Raw genomic sequence first — 13,484 nt, 5'->3', positions numbered from 1 at the left:
GATGCCCCAGTATACGCCCCCCGTCCGCGACACCCGCTTCTTGCTGGAGCATGTTGTCGGCCTGCAGAACTACAGCAACCTGCCCGGCTTCGATGCCGCCACCCCCGACGTCGTCGAGGCGGTGCTGGAGGAAGGCGGCCGTTTCGTCGCCGAGGTTCTGTTCCCGATCAACCAGTCGGGCGACCAGGAAGGCTGCACCCGCCACGAAGACGGCAGCGTCACGACGCCCAAGGGGTTCAAGGAAGCCTATAAGCAATATGTCGAGAGCGGCTGGGCGACGCTGGGCAACCTGCCCGAACATGGCGGGCAGGGCATGCCGCACGTCGTGTCGATCGCGTTCCAGGAATATATGATCTCGTCGAACATGGCTTTCGCCATGTATCCGGGCCTCACCCACGGCGCGATCGCCGCGCTGATCGCCAAGGGCAGCCCCGAGCAGCAGGCGATGTACGTCCCCAAGATGGTGTCGGGCGAATGGGGCGGCACGATGAACCTCACCGAGCCGCAGTGCGGCACCGACCTGGGCCTGATCCGCACCAAGGCGGAGCCGCAGGCCGACGGATCGTATGCGATCACCGGCACCAAGATCTTCATCTCGGCCGGTGAGCACGACTTGACCGACAACATCATCCACCTCGTCCTCGCCAAGACGCCAGGTGCGCCGGACAGTTCGAAGGGTATTTCGCTGTTCGTGGTGCCCAAGGTGCTGGTGAACGAGGATGGCAGCCTGGGTGAGCGCAACGCCGTCACCTGCGGCTCGATCGAGCACAAGATGGGTATCCACGCCAATTCGACCTGCGTCATGAACTATGACGGTGCGAAGGGCTGGCTGGTCGGCGAGGAGATGAAGGGCCTGGCCGCAATGTTCATCATGATGAACGCCGCACGTCTCGGCGTCGGCCTTCAGGGCCTCGCCATCGCCGAAGTCGCCTATCAGAACGCCGTGCAATACGCCGGCGACCGCCGTCAGGGCCGCGCACTGACCGGCCCCAAGGAGCCGAACGAAAAGGCGGATACGCTGTTCGTCCACCCCGACGTGCGCCGCATGCTGATGGAGGCGAAGGCCTGGACCGAAGGCCTGCGCGCTTTGTGCCTGTGGGGGGCGCTGCAGGTCGACCTGGAGCATAATGCCGGCACCGAGGAAGAGCGTGAGATGGCGGGCGACCTGATCGGCCTGCTCACCCCCGTTATCAAGGGCGTCGGCACCGACAAGGGCTATGAGATCGCGACCAACGCGCAGCAGGTGTACGGCGGTCACGGCTACATCCAGGAATGGGGCATGGAGCAGTACGTCCGCGATGCCCGGATCGCGATGATCTACGAAGGCACCAACGGCGTGCAGGCGATGGACCTCGTCGGCCGCAAGCTCGCCACCAAGGGCGGTCGCGCGGTGCAGGCGCTGTTCAAGATCGTGACCGAGGAAACCGCGGCGGCCGAGGGTATCGAGGCGACCGCCGGCATCGCGACGGCGCTGAAGAAGGCGCTGGGCGAGCTACAAGCCGCGACGATGTGGTTCATGGCCAATGGCATGAAGAACCCGGAAAACGTCGGCGCGGGCGCGGTGCCCTACATGCACCTGATGGGCATCGTCGCGACCGGCCTGATGTGGCTGCGCATGGCCAAGGCGGCCGCCGAGCAGAAGGCGGCGGGTGAGGGCGATGCGGCCTTCCTCGACGCCAAGCTGGTCACCGCACGCTTCTTCGCCGAGCGTATCTGCCCGGACGCCGGCGCACTGCGTCGCAAGATCGAAGGCGGCGCGGAGAGCGTGATGGCGCTGCCGCCCGAAATGTTCCGCGCAGCGTAACGTCCTATTCCTCCCTCGGCGCAGCCCGGGGAGGGGGACCGTTCGGCGCCAGCCGAATGGTGGAGGGGGCGTCCCCGCACACGCTGAGGGCGCCGCATCCCCTCTCCCCGCTAGCGTCCCACGTCGCCACCTCGCTTCGCGGGGATGGATCGATCTACGGCAGGCGGTCCGCCAATGCGCGGATCGCCTGTCCCTCGAACGCCGCGACCGTCTCGCCGTCGATCACGACGGCGCGTTCCGGCCGCAACACCGCTTCGTTCTGCAAGCCATTGTCCAGCGCCAGCCAGGCCCGAACCGCCTGCTCCAGGCTGGTCACCTCCGCCAATTCCGATCCACCGCGGTCGACATTGGCCAGCACCGCGCTCATCCGCCAGTCGATGCCGCTCATGCGAGATCGTTCTCGCTGATCACCACCAGCGCCTGATCGGGATCGCGCGCCAGCGCATCGGCGGCCAGCGTCTGGATTCGCGCGCGGTGGCGCTGGAACAGCGGCATCACATCGAATGTCGCATCGCCGGCCAAGGCTTCCAGCACATCATAGCGCAACGCGAAGGCATAGCGTTCGCCGCTCGCCTCGCCGGCAAACTCGACCTGGCGGTCGGCGGTGTTGTCGAACACGCTCGCCGTGTCGATCGTAACGCGGTCTTCGGCCATCATTCGTTCCTTGCATCGGGGGTAAGCCGCCGGCGGCGGCGATAGAACAGGGCGCCGATCCCGGCTGTGGCCACGGCGGCGGTCGCGGTGATCGCCGGGTGCAGCGCCGCTCGGGTGTAGGTGCTCTTCTGGCGTGCCGCGGGGTGCTCGCCGGACCGCACCCGGCCGGTATCGGTCGAGGCGAACAGGTTGGCTGGCGCGGGCTGTGACTTGGCCGGATCGACGAACGTCTTCGCCGCGATCGGCGCGAGACGTTCGAACAGGCGCGGAAAATGCGCGGCGAACAATGCCTGCGCCCGTCCGGCACCGCCGACGGTAATGTCGCGCCGCGGATGGGCGGCGCAGAACAGGATCGTGCGCGCCACGACCTCCGGAGCGTAGACGGGCGGCGGAATCTGCGCCTCGCCCGCCTCGTGGTTCACCGCATGCTGAGCGATGGGGGTATCGATCCCCGATGGCTTCACCAGCGTGACCGTGATCGGCACGTCGTCCGCGGCCAGTTCGATCCGCAGCGCCTCGACATAGGCTTTGATCGCATGTTTGCTCGCTGCATAGGCGCCCATGATCGGGCTGGGCAGGTCGGATGCGATCGATCCGATCGTGATCAGGGTCCCGCCGCTGTCCCGCAGATAGGGGATCGCCGCCTGACAGCCGTTCACCACGCCGAAGTAATTCGTGTCGAACAGCGCGCGATGTTCGTCCAGCGGCAATCCGGCAAGCTTGCCGTAGATCGCACTGCCCGCCGCATTCACCCAGGTATCGATCCGACCGAACCGTTGCTGGGCATGGGCTGCCGCGGCGCGAACCGCGTCGGCATCGGTGACGTCCGCGGCGTAACAGTCTGCGGTGCCGCCCGCCGCGGTGATCGTCCGCACGATCTCGCGCAGCGACCCGTCGTCGCGCGCTACCAACATCACCCGCGCACCCTGTTCGGCCGCCATCCGGGCGGTGGCGAGGCCGATCCCCGAGCTTGCGCCGGTCAGAACGATCACCTGGTCGGCTAAGGGTTTGGGCATGGCGGCCACGGTGATCTTCTCCTGACGGGGCGTATGAACCCCAGCCCGTCCCGCGCGGTTCCGTTAACATTGTGTCATGAAGGGCGTATTCCTTGGCGGTCGTCGGGAACTCCGGCCGTGCGCAACGGGTTCGCGCCGCCATGACCGATCAGGATCGCCAGACCGCCGCGAGCAAATATCCCTTGCTCGCCCACCCCCATATCCAGCTGCATGGGACGGTCGACGACATGATGTACGCCCGCTTCAAGACGCAGCTGGCCGAAGCGCCGGTGGACGGGCCGCTCGTCGTGTCGTTGACCACGCTGGGCGGCGACCCTGAGATGGGGCGAGCGATGGGTGACGATATCCAGCTGCTGCGCGACTATACCGGGCGCGAGACGCTGTTTCTAGGGAAGGTCGCGGTCTATTCGGCGGGCGCGACCTTCATGGCGGCCTTCCCGGTCGAGAAGCGCTTTCTCACCCGCGGTACGCGCCTGATGCTGCACGAGCGGCTGATGAGCAGCAGCGTTCAGCTTTCCGGTCCGTTGACGACGCTGCCCGCGGTGCTGAAGGCGAAGCTGCATGAGATCGAGGAATCGATCAAGATTCAGGAGGAAGGGTTTCGCGAGATCGTGCGCGGATCGTCGGTCTCGTTCGAGGAGCTGTGCGAAAAGGCGCCCTCCAACTGGTATATCGAGGCGGAAGAGGCGCGAAGCCGTGGCCTGGTGCTCGACGTCATCTGACGGTGCCAAAGGGGTTGCGTCCGCGGTCCGACAGGCATAACCGCAATTGCAGCATTTCGAAGGAGCGTCACGGCGATGGCCGAGTTCACCCTGCCCAAGAACAGCAAGGTCAAGGCGAAGGGCAAGGTCCATAAAGCGACCGGTGACGCCAAGCGGATCAAGACGTTCAAGGTCTACCGCTACGACCCCGACACGGGCGAGAACCCGCGCTACGACACGTTCGAGATCAATCTCGACGAATGCGGCCCGATGGTGCTCGACGCGCTGATCAAGATGAAGGCGGAGCAGGACAGCTCGCTCACCTTCCGCCGCTCGTGCCGCGAAGGCATTTGCGGATCGTGCTCGATGAACATCGACGGTCGCAACGGCCTCGCCTGCACCACGGCGATTGAGGACGTGAAGGGCGAGGTGAAGATCACCCCGCTGCCGTCGATGGACGTGATCAAGGATCTCGTCCCCGATTTCACGCACTTCTACGCGCAGTACAGCTCGATCAAGCCGTGGATGCAGACGGTCAGCCCGCCGCCCTCGGGCAAGGAGCGGCTGCAGTCGCCGGAGGATCGCGCGAAGCTCGACGGCCTGTACGAGTGCATCCTGTGCGCCTGCTGCTCGACATCGTGCCCCAGCTATTGGTGGAATGCCGACAAGTTCCTCGGGCCTGCGATCCTGCTCCAGGCCTATCGCTGGCTAGCCGATAGCCGTGACGAAATGACCGGCGAGCGCCTCGATCAGCTGGAAGATCCCTTCCGCCTGTATCGCTGCCACACGATCATGAACTGCGCGAACACCTGCCCCAAGGGTCTCAACCCGGCCAAGGCGATCGCCGAGGTCAAGAAGATGGAAGCCGAGCGCATCCTGTAAGGATCGTGGACGCGCCGGAATCCCCCGTTTTCTCGTTCGACGACGATCCGGAGCTGCCCGGCTGGAAACGCTGGCAGCTTCGCGACCGGGGGCGGTTCAACTCGGCATTCGATCCGCTCCACGTTCGGGTGGAGGATGGTATCGCGCGCGTGCGGATTACGCCGCGCCGAGAGCATTCCAACATGCGCGACCACGTCCATGGCGGTGCGCTGTTGGGGTTCATCGACATTGCGCTCTTCGCCGCGGCCCGCGGACTGGGGGTGTTGCAGGCGGGCGGAGCGGTGACGCTCGATCTGTCGGCGCAGTTCATCGGCGGCAGCGCGATCGGCGAGCCGCTGGAGGCGCGGATCGAACTGCTCCGCGAGACGGGTCGGATGCTGTTCCTGCGCGGGCTGGTGGTGCAGGACGGATGGCCGACGGTCGCGAGCTTCACCGGCACCCTGCGCAAATCGACCCCGCCGCCGTCGTTGCGGTGATTTGCTATAACGTGGGTACTTCTCTCTTCGCCACCCCGGACGTGTTCCGGGGTCCACTCCGCGGCGAGGGGATTGGCTAGAGGCTCTAGCGATACGCCCGCGGCCCGGTACATCCTTGAATACGTCCGGCGCGACGGTGGAGCGAATGGCCCGCGCAAAGACCATCACGAAAGCCTGACATGACCAAAGTCCTCGCCGCTTATGATGCGCTCATCGCCGCGGGCGAACTGCGCCCGGATGCGGAGCAACGGGCCGCCGCCATCCGTCTCGATACGCTGGCCGTCGAACTCGAAGCCCCGAAAAAGGCCGGCCTGTTCGCCCGCCTTACCGGCCGCGGCGGCACCGCGCCGCGCGGCGTCTATATGTTCGGCGATGTCGGGCGGGGCAAATCGATGCTGATGGACCTCTTCTTCGCGAACGTGGCGGTCGACCGGAAGCGCCGGGTCCACTTCTCGGAATTCATGCTCGAGGTCCACGGGCGGATCGCGATCGAACGGCGCAAGGAAAGCGGCGATCCGATCGCTCCCGTCGCTGCGGCGCTCGCCGAAGAGACGCGGCTGCTGGCCTTCGACGAGATGATGGTCACCAACTCGCCCGACGCGATGATCCTCAGCCGCCTGTTCACCGCGCTCATCGAGGCGGGCGTGACGATGGTCACGACCTCCAACCGCGCGCCGGGCGATCTCTACAAGAACGGCCTCAATCGCGAACACTTCCTGCCCTTCATCGCGTTGATCGAGGCGCGGCTGGACGTCGTGACGCTGAATGGTCCGATCGACTATCGCCGCGATCGGCTGGGCCAGCAGAACACTTGGCTGGTGCCCAACGGGCCGGAAGCGACCGCGAACCTGTCCGCGGCCTTTTTCCGCCTGACCGACCATGAGGTGACCGAACCGATCCCCTCGGAGGATCTGGCCGTGCAGGGGCGTACGCTTCACGTGCCCAAGACGCTGAAGGGCGTCGCCGTCTTCTCGTTCAAGAAACTGTGCGGGGAAGCGCGGGGCGCGGCCGACTATCTCGCCATCGCCCGCCGCTATCACACGGTGATCCTCGTCGGCATTCCCCAGCTTGGCCCCGAAAACCGCAACGAGGCGGCGCGCTTCGTCCAACTGATCGACGCGCTGTACGAACACAAAGTGAAGCTACTCGCCGCCGCAGACGCCGAACCGGACGCACTCTACCCCGAAGGCGATGGACGTTTCGAATTCCAACGCACCGTCAGCCGATTGGAGGAGATGCGATCGGAAGACTATCTGGCGCAAGGGCACGGGGCAGCCTGACGCGGGCGAGGTGGGCGCGCAACCAGAGCTCGGGGACGGCGGCGCACCACAGCGCGAACCTCAGGGCAAGCCCCGCGACCAGGATCGCTGCCGGATAATAGGGAAGGCCCGCGGCCATCAGCCACGCGATCACCACCGCCCCGGCTGCTTGGTGGATCAGGTATAGGGGGTAGGTGGCAAGGCCGAGCCGGATCGCGGCGCGGGAGGGGATGATCCGCACCATCGCCGGTTGCAAACGAACCGCGAGCGCGATGACGGTGACGCCGGTCAAGAAGAGCGCGATCGGCTCCTGCGGGCTGTAGGCCAGCCGATAGTCCCGCGCGAACGTCGCCGTACGCACGGCGATTTCGAAGCAGCAGGCCCAAGCCAGTGCAATCGCAAAGCCGGTAAGCTGCCATGACCGCCGGCCCGTCGACAGGCGTCGCAACACCGCACCGAGCGCGAAGAACGCACCGTGTGGCAAAAGCGTCAGCATGCGGGCGCGGGTGGGAAAGGCGGGATCGTTGGCGAATGCGGCCTGCATCATCCAGTAATCGAGGCTGATCGCGCCCAAATACACGATCACACGCCACCCCGCGCATTCGGTCCTGCCGAAGGCGAGCGCGGCAGCTACGACCGCGTAGAAGCCGATCTCGATCGCCAGCGTCCAGTAGGACCCGTCGATCTGGATACCCACGGGCATGAACGCCACCGCGTCGAACCATCCCAACGCCACGATGCCGCTGGCCGCGCCGGGGACGGCGAGCAGCAGCGCCGCGGTAATCGTGGCGCAAATCCACACGGCCGGCACCAGCCGCAGCACGCGTGCGCGGAGGAACTGTCGCGCCGTGCGCCGTTCGGCTGTCGCCAGGATGACGTAGCCCGAGATGACGAAGAACAGCTCCACCCCCACCCAGCCGGACCACAGCGCGGGCATGGAAGCCACCGAGAGGCCAGCGAGCGGTCGTGGCGGCGTCATCGGAAACGCAAGGCCATAATGATGGCCGACCACCATCGCCGCACAGACGAAGCGGAGCACGTCGATCGCAGTCAGGGCGCGATCCGATCGTAGAGGCGGCATTTCCACGCCGTGCGCCTATATGAGATAGGTTAACAAGCCATCAGCGAAAGCCTATTTCTGGGCCTATCGCTATTGCGAACCGTTATCGACGATAAATCTAGCCGGCGAGTTTTAGGTGGTTGTGCCCCTGCCGTAACAGGCCTATGCGGCATGACCAATCACGCCTCGCCCCGTTGGGGCCAATGGAGTAGGATTGGAATGGCTCGCAAGAAGATCGCGCTGATCGGCGCCGGGAACATCGGCGGCACGCTGGCGCACCTCGCCGCGCTCAAGGGGCTGGGCGATATCGTCCTGTTCGACGTCGTCGAGGGTGTTCCCCAGGGCAAGGCGCTCGACCTGTCGCAGTGCGGCCCGGTCGAAGGCTTCGACGCGAATATCAAGGGTTCCAACGACTACGCCGACATCGCGGGCGCGGACGTCATCATCGTCACCGCCGGTGTCGCGCGCAAGCCCGGCATGAGCCGCGACGATCTGCTCGGCATCAACCTGAAGGTGATGAAGGCGGTCGGCGAGGGCATTCGCGACAACGCGCCCGACGCCTTCGTGATCTGCATCACCAACCCGCTCGATGCGATGGTCTGGGCGCTGCGCGAATTCTCGGGTCTTCCTGCGAACAAGGTCGTCGGCATGGCGGGCGTTCTCGACTCGGCGCGCTTCTCGCACTTCCTCGCCGAGGAGTTCGGCGTGTCGGTGAAGGACGTGAACACCTTCGTGCTCGGCGGTCACGGCGACACCATGGTCCCTGTGCTCGAATATTCGACCGTCAGCGGCATTCCGGTCAGCGACCTGATCGAGATGGGCTTCTCGACCAAGGAAAAGGTCGACGAGATCGTCAAGCGCACCCGCGGCGGCGGCGGCGAGATCGTCGCGCTGCTCAAGACCGGCTCGGCCTATTACGCGCCCGCCACCAGCGGCATCGCGATGGCCGAAGCCTATCTCTACGACCAGAAGCGCATCCTGCCTGCGGCGGCGCACCTGTCGGGTGAGTATGGCATCGACAACCTCTATGTCGGCGTACCCGTCGTGATCGGTGCCGGCGGCGTCGAAAAGGTCGTCGAGGTCAAGCTGTCGGACGAGGCGAAGGCCAACCTTCAGGTCTCGGTCGATGCGGTCAAGGAACTGCTCGTCGCCTGCAAGGGTATCGACGAGAGCCTGGCGTAATTTAAAGGAATAACACCGCCCCGGCGAAGGCCGGGGCCCAGTTGGGCTGGCTATGGTGATCGAAGCGCAAGCTTTCGTCTACATCATGGCCAGCGGTCGCAACGGGACGATCTATATCGGCTCGACGACCAATCTGCCGCGGCGAGTGTGGGAGCACCGCAACGACGTGGTCGCTGGGTTTACGCGGGACAACCAGTGTCATCGGCTCGTCTGGTACGAAGTGCATGATAGCTGGGAAGCAGCGCGGCAACGCGAACTGCGAATGAAGAATTGGAAGCGGCTTTGGAAGCTGCGTGAGATCGAAGGGCTCAATCCCGAATGGGATGACCTGTATGATCGCATCGCACTGCCATAACCCTATCGCAACTGGGCCTCGGCCTTCGCCGGGGCGGACAAGGACGGAACCGACGGATGAGCATCCTCGTCAACAAGAACACCAAGGTCATCACCCAGGGCATGACGGGTGAAACCGGCACGTTCCACACCCAGCAGGCGCTGGCGTACGGCACGCAGATGGTCGGCGGCGTGACGCCGGGCAAGGGCGGCACCGAGCATATCGGCCTGCCGGTCTTCAACACCGTCGCCGAAGCCAAGTCGAAGACGGGCGCGGATGCGTCGGTCATCTACGTGCCGCCGCCCTTCGCGGCCGATTCGATCCTGGAAGCGATCGACGCGGAAATCCCGCTGATCGTCGCGATTACCGAGGGCATTCCGGTCCTCGACATGGTCAAGGTGAAGCGCGCTTTGTCGGGTTCCAAGTCGCGTCTGATCGGTCCGAACTGCCCGGGCGTGCTGACGCCGGGCGAGTGCAAGATCGGCATCATGCCGGGTTCGATCTTCAAGAAGGGCTCGGTCGGCGTCGTGTCGCGCTCGGGCACGCTGACCTATGAGGCGGTGTTCCAGACCTCGAACGCTGGCCTGGGGCAGACGACTGCGGTCGGCATCGGCGGTGACCCCGTCAACGGCACCAACTTCATCGACGTGCTGGAGCTGTTCCTGGCCGATGACGAAACCCAGTCGATCATCATGATCGGCGAGATCGGCGGCGATGCGGAAGAGCAGGCGGCGCAGTTCCTGATCGACGAGGCGAAGCGTGGCCGTAGCAAGCCGATGGCGGGCTTCATCGCGGGCCGCACGGCGCCTCCCGGCCGTCGCATGGGCCATGCCGGCGCGATCGTGTCGGGTGGCAAGGGCGATGCGGAAAGCAAGATCGCGGCGATGGAAGCGGCCGGCATCAAGGTCGCGGCGTCGCCGAGCGAGCTGGGTTCGACCCTGCTGCAGGTGCTGAACAAGTAAACTCCCTCTCCCGGCGGGAGAGGGAGGGAGCGGCAGAGCCGCGGAAGGGTGAGGGCGGTTGCCTTCCCCTCGACCCTCACCCTCCCACCGCTCTGACGAGCGGCGGGCCCCTCCCTCTCCCGGTGGGAGAGGGGATTAGGAAGAAGACCATGGGCTACGAAGGTCAGGATTTCGGCGATATCGCGGCGGGCGTCAGCCCGGCGTTCATTGAGGCGCTCTATGCCAAGTATCAGGCCGACCAGTCGTCGGTCGATCTGGGCTGGCGCAGCTTCTTTGAGGGCCTGGAGGCCGGCACCGGCGGTCCGAGCTGGACCAACAAGCGCTGGCCGCTGACCACGACCGACGACCTGACCGCGGGGCTTGATCCGACGCAGATGGAGCCCGCGCCCAAGCCCGCGAAGGGCGGTGGTAAGCCCGCGCCTGCGGCTGGCGCCGCACCGTCCAAGGAGGACATCATCAAGGCGGCGGGCGACGCGATCCGCGCGCAGCTGCTGGTCCGTACCTATCGAGTCCGCGGCCACCTTGCCGCCAATCTCGATCCGCTCGGCCTGTCGCACCGCGACATGCCGGAGGATCTGCGCACCGAATACCACGGCTTCACCGACGCCGACATCGATCGCCCGGTCTACCTCGGCGGTACGCTCGGTTTCGAATGGGCGACCGTGCGCGAGCTGGTCGACACGCTGCGCCGCAATTACTGCGGCAACGTCGGCCTTGAGTACATGCACATCGTCGATGTCGAGGAGCGCCGCTTCCTGCAGGACCGCATGGAGGGCAAGGACAAGGCGATCGAGTTCAGCATCGACGGCAAGCGCGCGATCCTGAGCAAGGTCATCGAGGCCGAGCAGTGGGAAAAGTTCCTCGGCAAGAAGTATGTCGGGACGAAGCGCTTCGGCCTCGACGGCGGCGAGAGCATGATCCCGGCGCTGGAAAGCGTCATCAAGTACGGCGGCCAGGCCGGCGTGCGCGAGATCGTGTACGGCATGGCGCACCGCGGCCGACTGAACGTGCTTGCCAATGTCATGGCCAAGCCGCTGCGCGTGATCTTCCACGAATTCGCTGGCGGTTCGGCGCAGCCCGACGAGATCGGCGGTTCGGGTGACGTGAAGTATCACCTCGGCACTTCGACCGACCGTGAGTTCGACGGGCACAAGGTGCATATGTCGCTGGTCGCCAATCCGTCGCACCTCGAGGCGGCGGACCCGGTCGTTCTCGGCAAGACGCGCGCGATCCAGACGATCGCCAACGACCTCAAGGAACACAGCGCCTCGCTGCCCGTGCTGATCCACGGCGACGCGGCGTTCGCGGGCCAGGGCATCGTTTGGGAGTGCCTCGGCTTCTCCGGCATCCGGGGTTACAACACGGGCGGCTGCGTCCACTTCATCATCAACAACCAGGTGGGCTTCACCACCAGCCCGCAGTTCGCGCGCTCCTCGCCCTATCCGTCGGATGTGGCGAAGGGCGTCCAGGCGCCGGTGTTCCACGTCAACGGCGACGATCCCGAGGCCGTGACCTTCGCCACCAAGATGGCGATCGAGTTCCGCCAGAAGTTCCACCGCGACATCGTGATCGACATGTGGTGCTATCGCCGCTTCGGTCATAACGAGGGCGATGAGCCGGGCTTCACGCAGCCGCTGATGTACAACAAGATCCGCCAGCACCCCGGCGTCAGCGAGATCTACGGCAAGCGCCTGATCCAGGAAGGCGTGATCGACCAGGCGTGGATGGACGAGAAGGTCCATCAGTTCACGACGTTGCTGGAAGGCGAGTTCGAGGCGGGCGCGAGCTACAAGCCGAACAAGGCGGACTGGTTCGCGGGTCGCTGGACCGGCCTGTCGGCGCCCACCGATGGTGGCACTGAACGGCGCAACGTCGAAACCGGCATCGAGATGAAGCTGTTCGACGCGCTGGGTCGTACGCTGACGACGGTGCCGGAGGGCATCCAGATCCATAAGACGCTGGGCCGCGTGCTCGACGCCAAGCGCCAGATGTTCAAGACCGGCGAGAATTTCGACTGGGCGACGGGCGAGGCGCTGGCCTTCGGTTCGCTGCTGTCGGAAGGCTATGGCGTGCGTCTGTCGGGTCAGGACTCGGGTCGTGGCACGTTCAGCCAGCGTCACGCGGTGTGGGTCGACCAGACCGACGAGCACAAGTACGTGCCGCTGACGACGGTGGAACATGGCCGGTTCGAGGTGCTGGACAGCCCGCTCTCCGAATATGGCGTGCTCGGGTTCGAATATGGCTACGCGCTGGCGGACCCCAAGACGCTTGTCATGTGGGAGGCGCAGTTCGGCGACTTCGTCAACGGCGCGCAGATCATGATCGACCAGTTCATCGCGAGCGGTGAAGCCAAGTGGCTGCGCGCCAACGGCCTGGTGATGCTGCTGCCGCATGGCTACGAAGGGCAGGGGCCAGAGCATAGTTCGGCGCGTCCGGAGCGGTTCCTCCAGCTGTGCGCGCAGGACAATATCCAGGTTGCGAACTGCACCACGCCGGCCAACTACTTCCACCTGCTGCGCCGGCAGATGCATCGCAACTTCCGCAAGCCCCTGATCGTGATGACGCCGAAGTCGCTGCTCCGCCACAAGCTGGCGGTGTCGACGGCGGCCGAATTCCAGGGCGACAGCCACTTCAAGCGCATCTTGTCCGACACCAATGGTGCGGCGGATGCCGATACGACGCGGCTGGTGCTGTGTACGGGCAAGGTCGCCTACGACCTGATCGAGGCACGTAACGCGGCGGGCGATACCGGCACACAGATCGTGCGGATCGAGCAGCTCTATCCGTTCCCTGGCGATGCGCTCGCCCGCCGGATCGCGCGGATGCCGAACCTCAAGGACGTGGTTTGGGCGCAGGAAGAGCCGAAGAACAACGGGTACTGGTTCTTCGTCGAGCCGCTGATCGAGGAATCGCTAGCCCAGGCGCAGTGCGCGGTGAAGCGTGCCCGCTATGCGGGTCGCGCCGCGGCGGCGTCGCCCGCCACGGGCCTGATGAAGCGGCACACCGCCGAGCAGGGCGCGCTGGTCGCCGATGCGCTCGGCCATAACGTGCGCGAGGAGATCCGCCGGACCCGCAGCGAGGGCTCCACCACCACCGCCCGGCCGACCCAGTCCCCGAGCAGCTAACCACTTTCCCCGTTGAAGACCCCCTCCCC

The 13,484-nt window shown here is 65.6% G+C and carries 13 protein-coding genes; 9 read left to right on the top strand and 4 right to left on the bottom strand.

The features are described from left to right. The first annotated feature begins 1 nt into the window (after nt 1). Complete coding sequence (locus ACP7A3_RS01675) at nt 2–1,804, top strand: acyl-CoA dehydrogenase C-terminal domain-containing protein (RefSeq protein WP_426254740.1); 1,803 nt, start codon at nt 2–4, stop codon at nt 1,802–1,804. 154 nt (nt 1,805–1,958) lie between these two features. Here the strand turns inward: ACP7A3_RS01675 and ACP7A3_RS01670 are convergent, their stop codons facing one another. Genes ACP7A3_RS01670 through ACP7A3_RS01660 form a run of 3 tightly spaced genes read right to left on the bottom strand, consistent with a single transcriptional unit; the run spans nt 1,959 to nt 3,474 of the window. Continuing rightward, nucleotides 1,959–2,192 carry a hypothetical protein gene (locus ACP7A3_RS01670; protein WP_063689056.1) on the bottom strand — a complete coding sequence of 78 codons (234 nt, stop codon included), beginning with the start codon at nt 2,190–2,192 and terminating at the stop codon, nt 1,959–1,961. Next, a complete protein-coding gene (locus ACP7A3_RS01665) occupies nt 2,189–2,458 on the bottom strand; it encodes a DUF1488 family protein (RefSeq protein ID WP_426254739.1) in 270 nt (89 codons plus the stop codon). Before ACP7A3_RS01665 ends, ACP7A3_RS01670 begins: the two co-directional genes overlap by 4 nt. Further along, the gene (locus ACP7A3_RS01660; RefSeq protein WP_426254738.1) at nt 2,458–3,474 is read right to left on the bottom strand and encodes an SDR family oxidoreductase; all 1,017 of its coding nucleotides are present in this window, start codon (nt 3,472–3,474) and stop codon (nt 2,458–2,460) included. The genes ACP7A3_RS01665 and ACP7A3_RS01660 overlap by 1 nt, the downstream gene beginning before the upstream one ends. Before the next feature lie 140 nt (nt 3,475–3,614). Between ACP7A3_RS01660 and ACP7A3_RS01655 the strand changes: the two genes are divergently transcribed. From ACP7A3_RS01655 to zapE, 4 genes are all read left to right on the top strand, one after another. Further along, on the top strand, nt 3,615–4,196 hold the full coding sequence (locus ACP7A3_RS01655; protein WP_426254737.1) for a ClpP family protease: 582 nt from the start codon (nt 3,615–3,617) through the stop codon (nt 4,194–4,196). Nucleotides 4,197–4,271: 75 nt separating this feature from the next. Then, the gene (locus ACP7A3_RS01650; RefSeq protein ID WP_043059011.1) at nt 4,272–5,057 is read left to right on the top strand and encodes a succinate dehydrogenase iron-sulfur subunit; all 786 of its coding nucleotides are present in this window, start codon (nt 4,272–4,274) and stop codon (nt 5,055–5,057) included. Between the two features lie 5 nt (nt 5,058–5,062). Continuing rightward, complete coding sequence (locus tag ACP7A3_RS01645) at nt 5,063–5,533, top strand: PaaI family thioesterase (protein ID WP_426254736.1); 471 nt, start codon at nt 5,063–5,065, stop codon at nt 5,531–5,533. A gap of 179 nt (nt 5,534–5,712) precedes the next feature. Then, on the top strand, nt 5,713–6,813 hold the full coding sequence (zapE, locus tag ACP7A3_RS01640; RefSeq protein WP_426254735.1) for a cell division protein ZapE: 1,101 nt from the start codon (nt 5,713–5,715) through the stop codon (nt 6,811–6,813). Here the strand turns inward: zapE and ACP7A3_RS01635 are convergent. Beyond that, nucleotides 6,752–7,873, bottom strand: a complete 1,122-nt coding sequence (locus tag ACP7A3_RS01635) for an acyltransferase family protein (RefSeq protein WP_426254952.1) — start codon at nt 7,871–7,873, stop codon at nt 6,752–6,754. The two genes, zapE and ACP7A3_RS01635, sit on opposite strands and share 62 nt — an antisense overlap. Before the next feature lie 198 nt (nt 7,874–8,071). Here ACP7A3_RS01635 and mdh point away from each other — a divergent pair, with 198 nt between their 5' ends. The 4 genes from mdh to ACP7A3_RS01615 all read left to right on the top strand — a co-directional run bounded on the left by mdh (nt 8,072) and on the right by ACP7A3_RS01615 (nt 13,455). Next, complete coding sequence (gene mdh / locus ACP7A3_RS01630) at nt 8,072–9,034, top strand: malate dehydrogenase (protein WP_426254734.1); 963 nt, start codon at nt 8,072–8,074, stop codon at nt 9,032–9,034. A gap of 52 nt (nt 9,035–9,086) precedes the next feature. After that, complete coding sequence (locus tag ACP7A3_RS01625; RefSeq protein WP_426254733.1) at nt 9,087–9,389, top strand: GIY-YIG nuclease family protein; 303 nt, start codon at nt 9,087–9,089, stop codon at nt 9,387–9,389. A gap of 56 nt (nt 9,390–9,445) precedes the next feature. After that, the gene (gene sucD, locus ACP7A3_RS01620) at nt 9,446–10,330 is read left to right on the top strand and encodes a succinate--CoA ligase subunit alpha (RefSeq protein ID WP_147037432.1); all 885 of its coding nucleotides are present in this window, start codon (nt 9,446–9,448) and stop codon (nt 10,328–10,330) included. A gap of 149 nt (nt 10,331–10,479) precedes the next feature. Further along, nucleotides 10,480–13,455 carry a 2-oxoglutarate dehydrogenase E1 component gene (locus tag ACP7A3_RS01615; protein ID WP_426254732.1) on the top strand — a complete coding sequence of 992 codons (2,976 nt, stop codon included), beginning with the start codon at nt 10,480–10,482 and terminating at the stop codon, nt 13,453–13,455. The last annotated feature ends 29 nt before the right edge of the window (nt 13,456–13,484 follow it).

The sequence above is a fragment of the Sphingomonas sp. DC5200-1 genome (assembly GCF_049897245.1).
GTDB classification, from domain to species: Bacteria; Pseudomonadota; Alphaproteobacteria; order Sphingomonadales; family Sphingomonadaceae; genus Sphingomonas; species Sphingomonas aquatilis.
The sequence above is the reverse complement of the archived record's forward strand: the minus strand, read 5'-3'. Positions and strand labels throughout refer to the sequence as shown.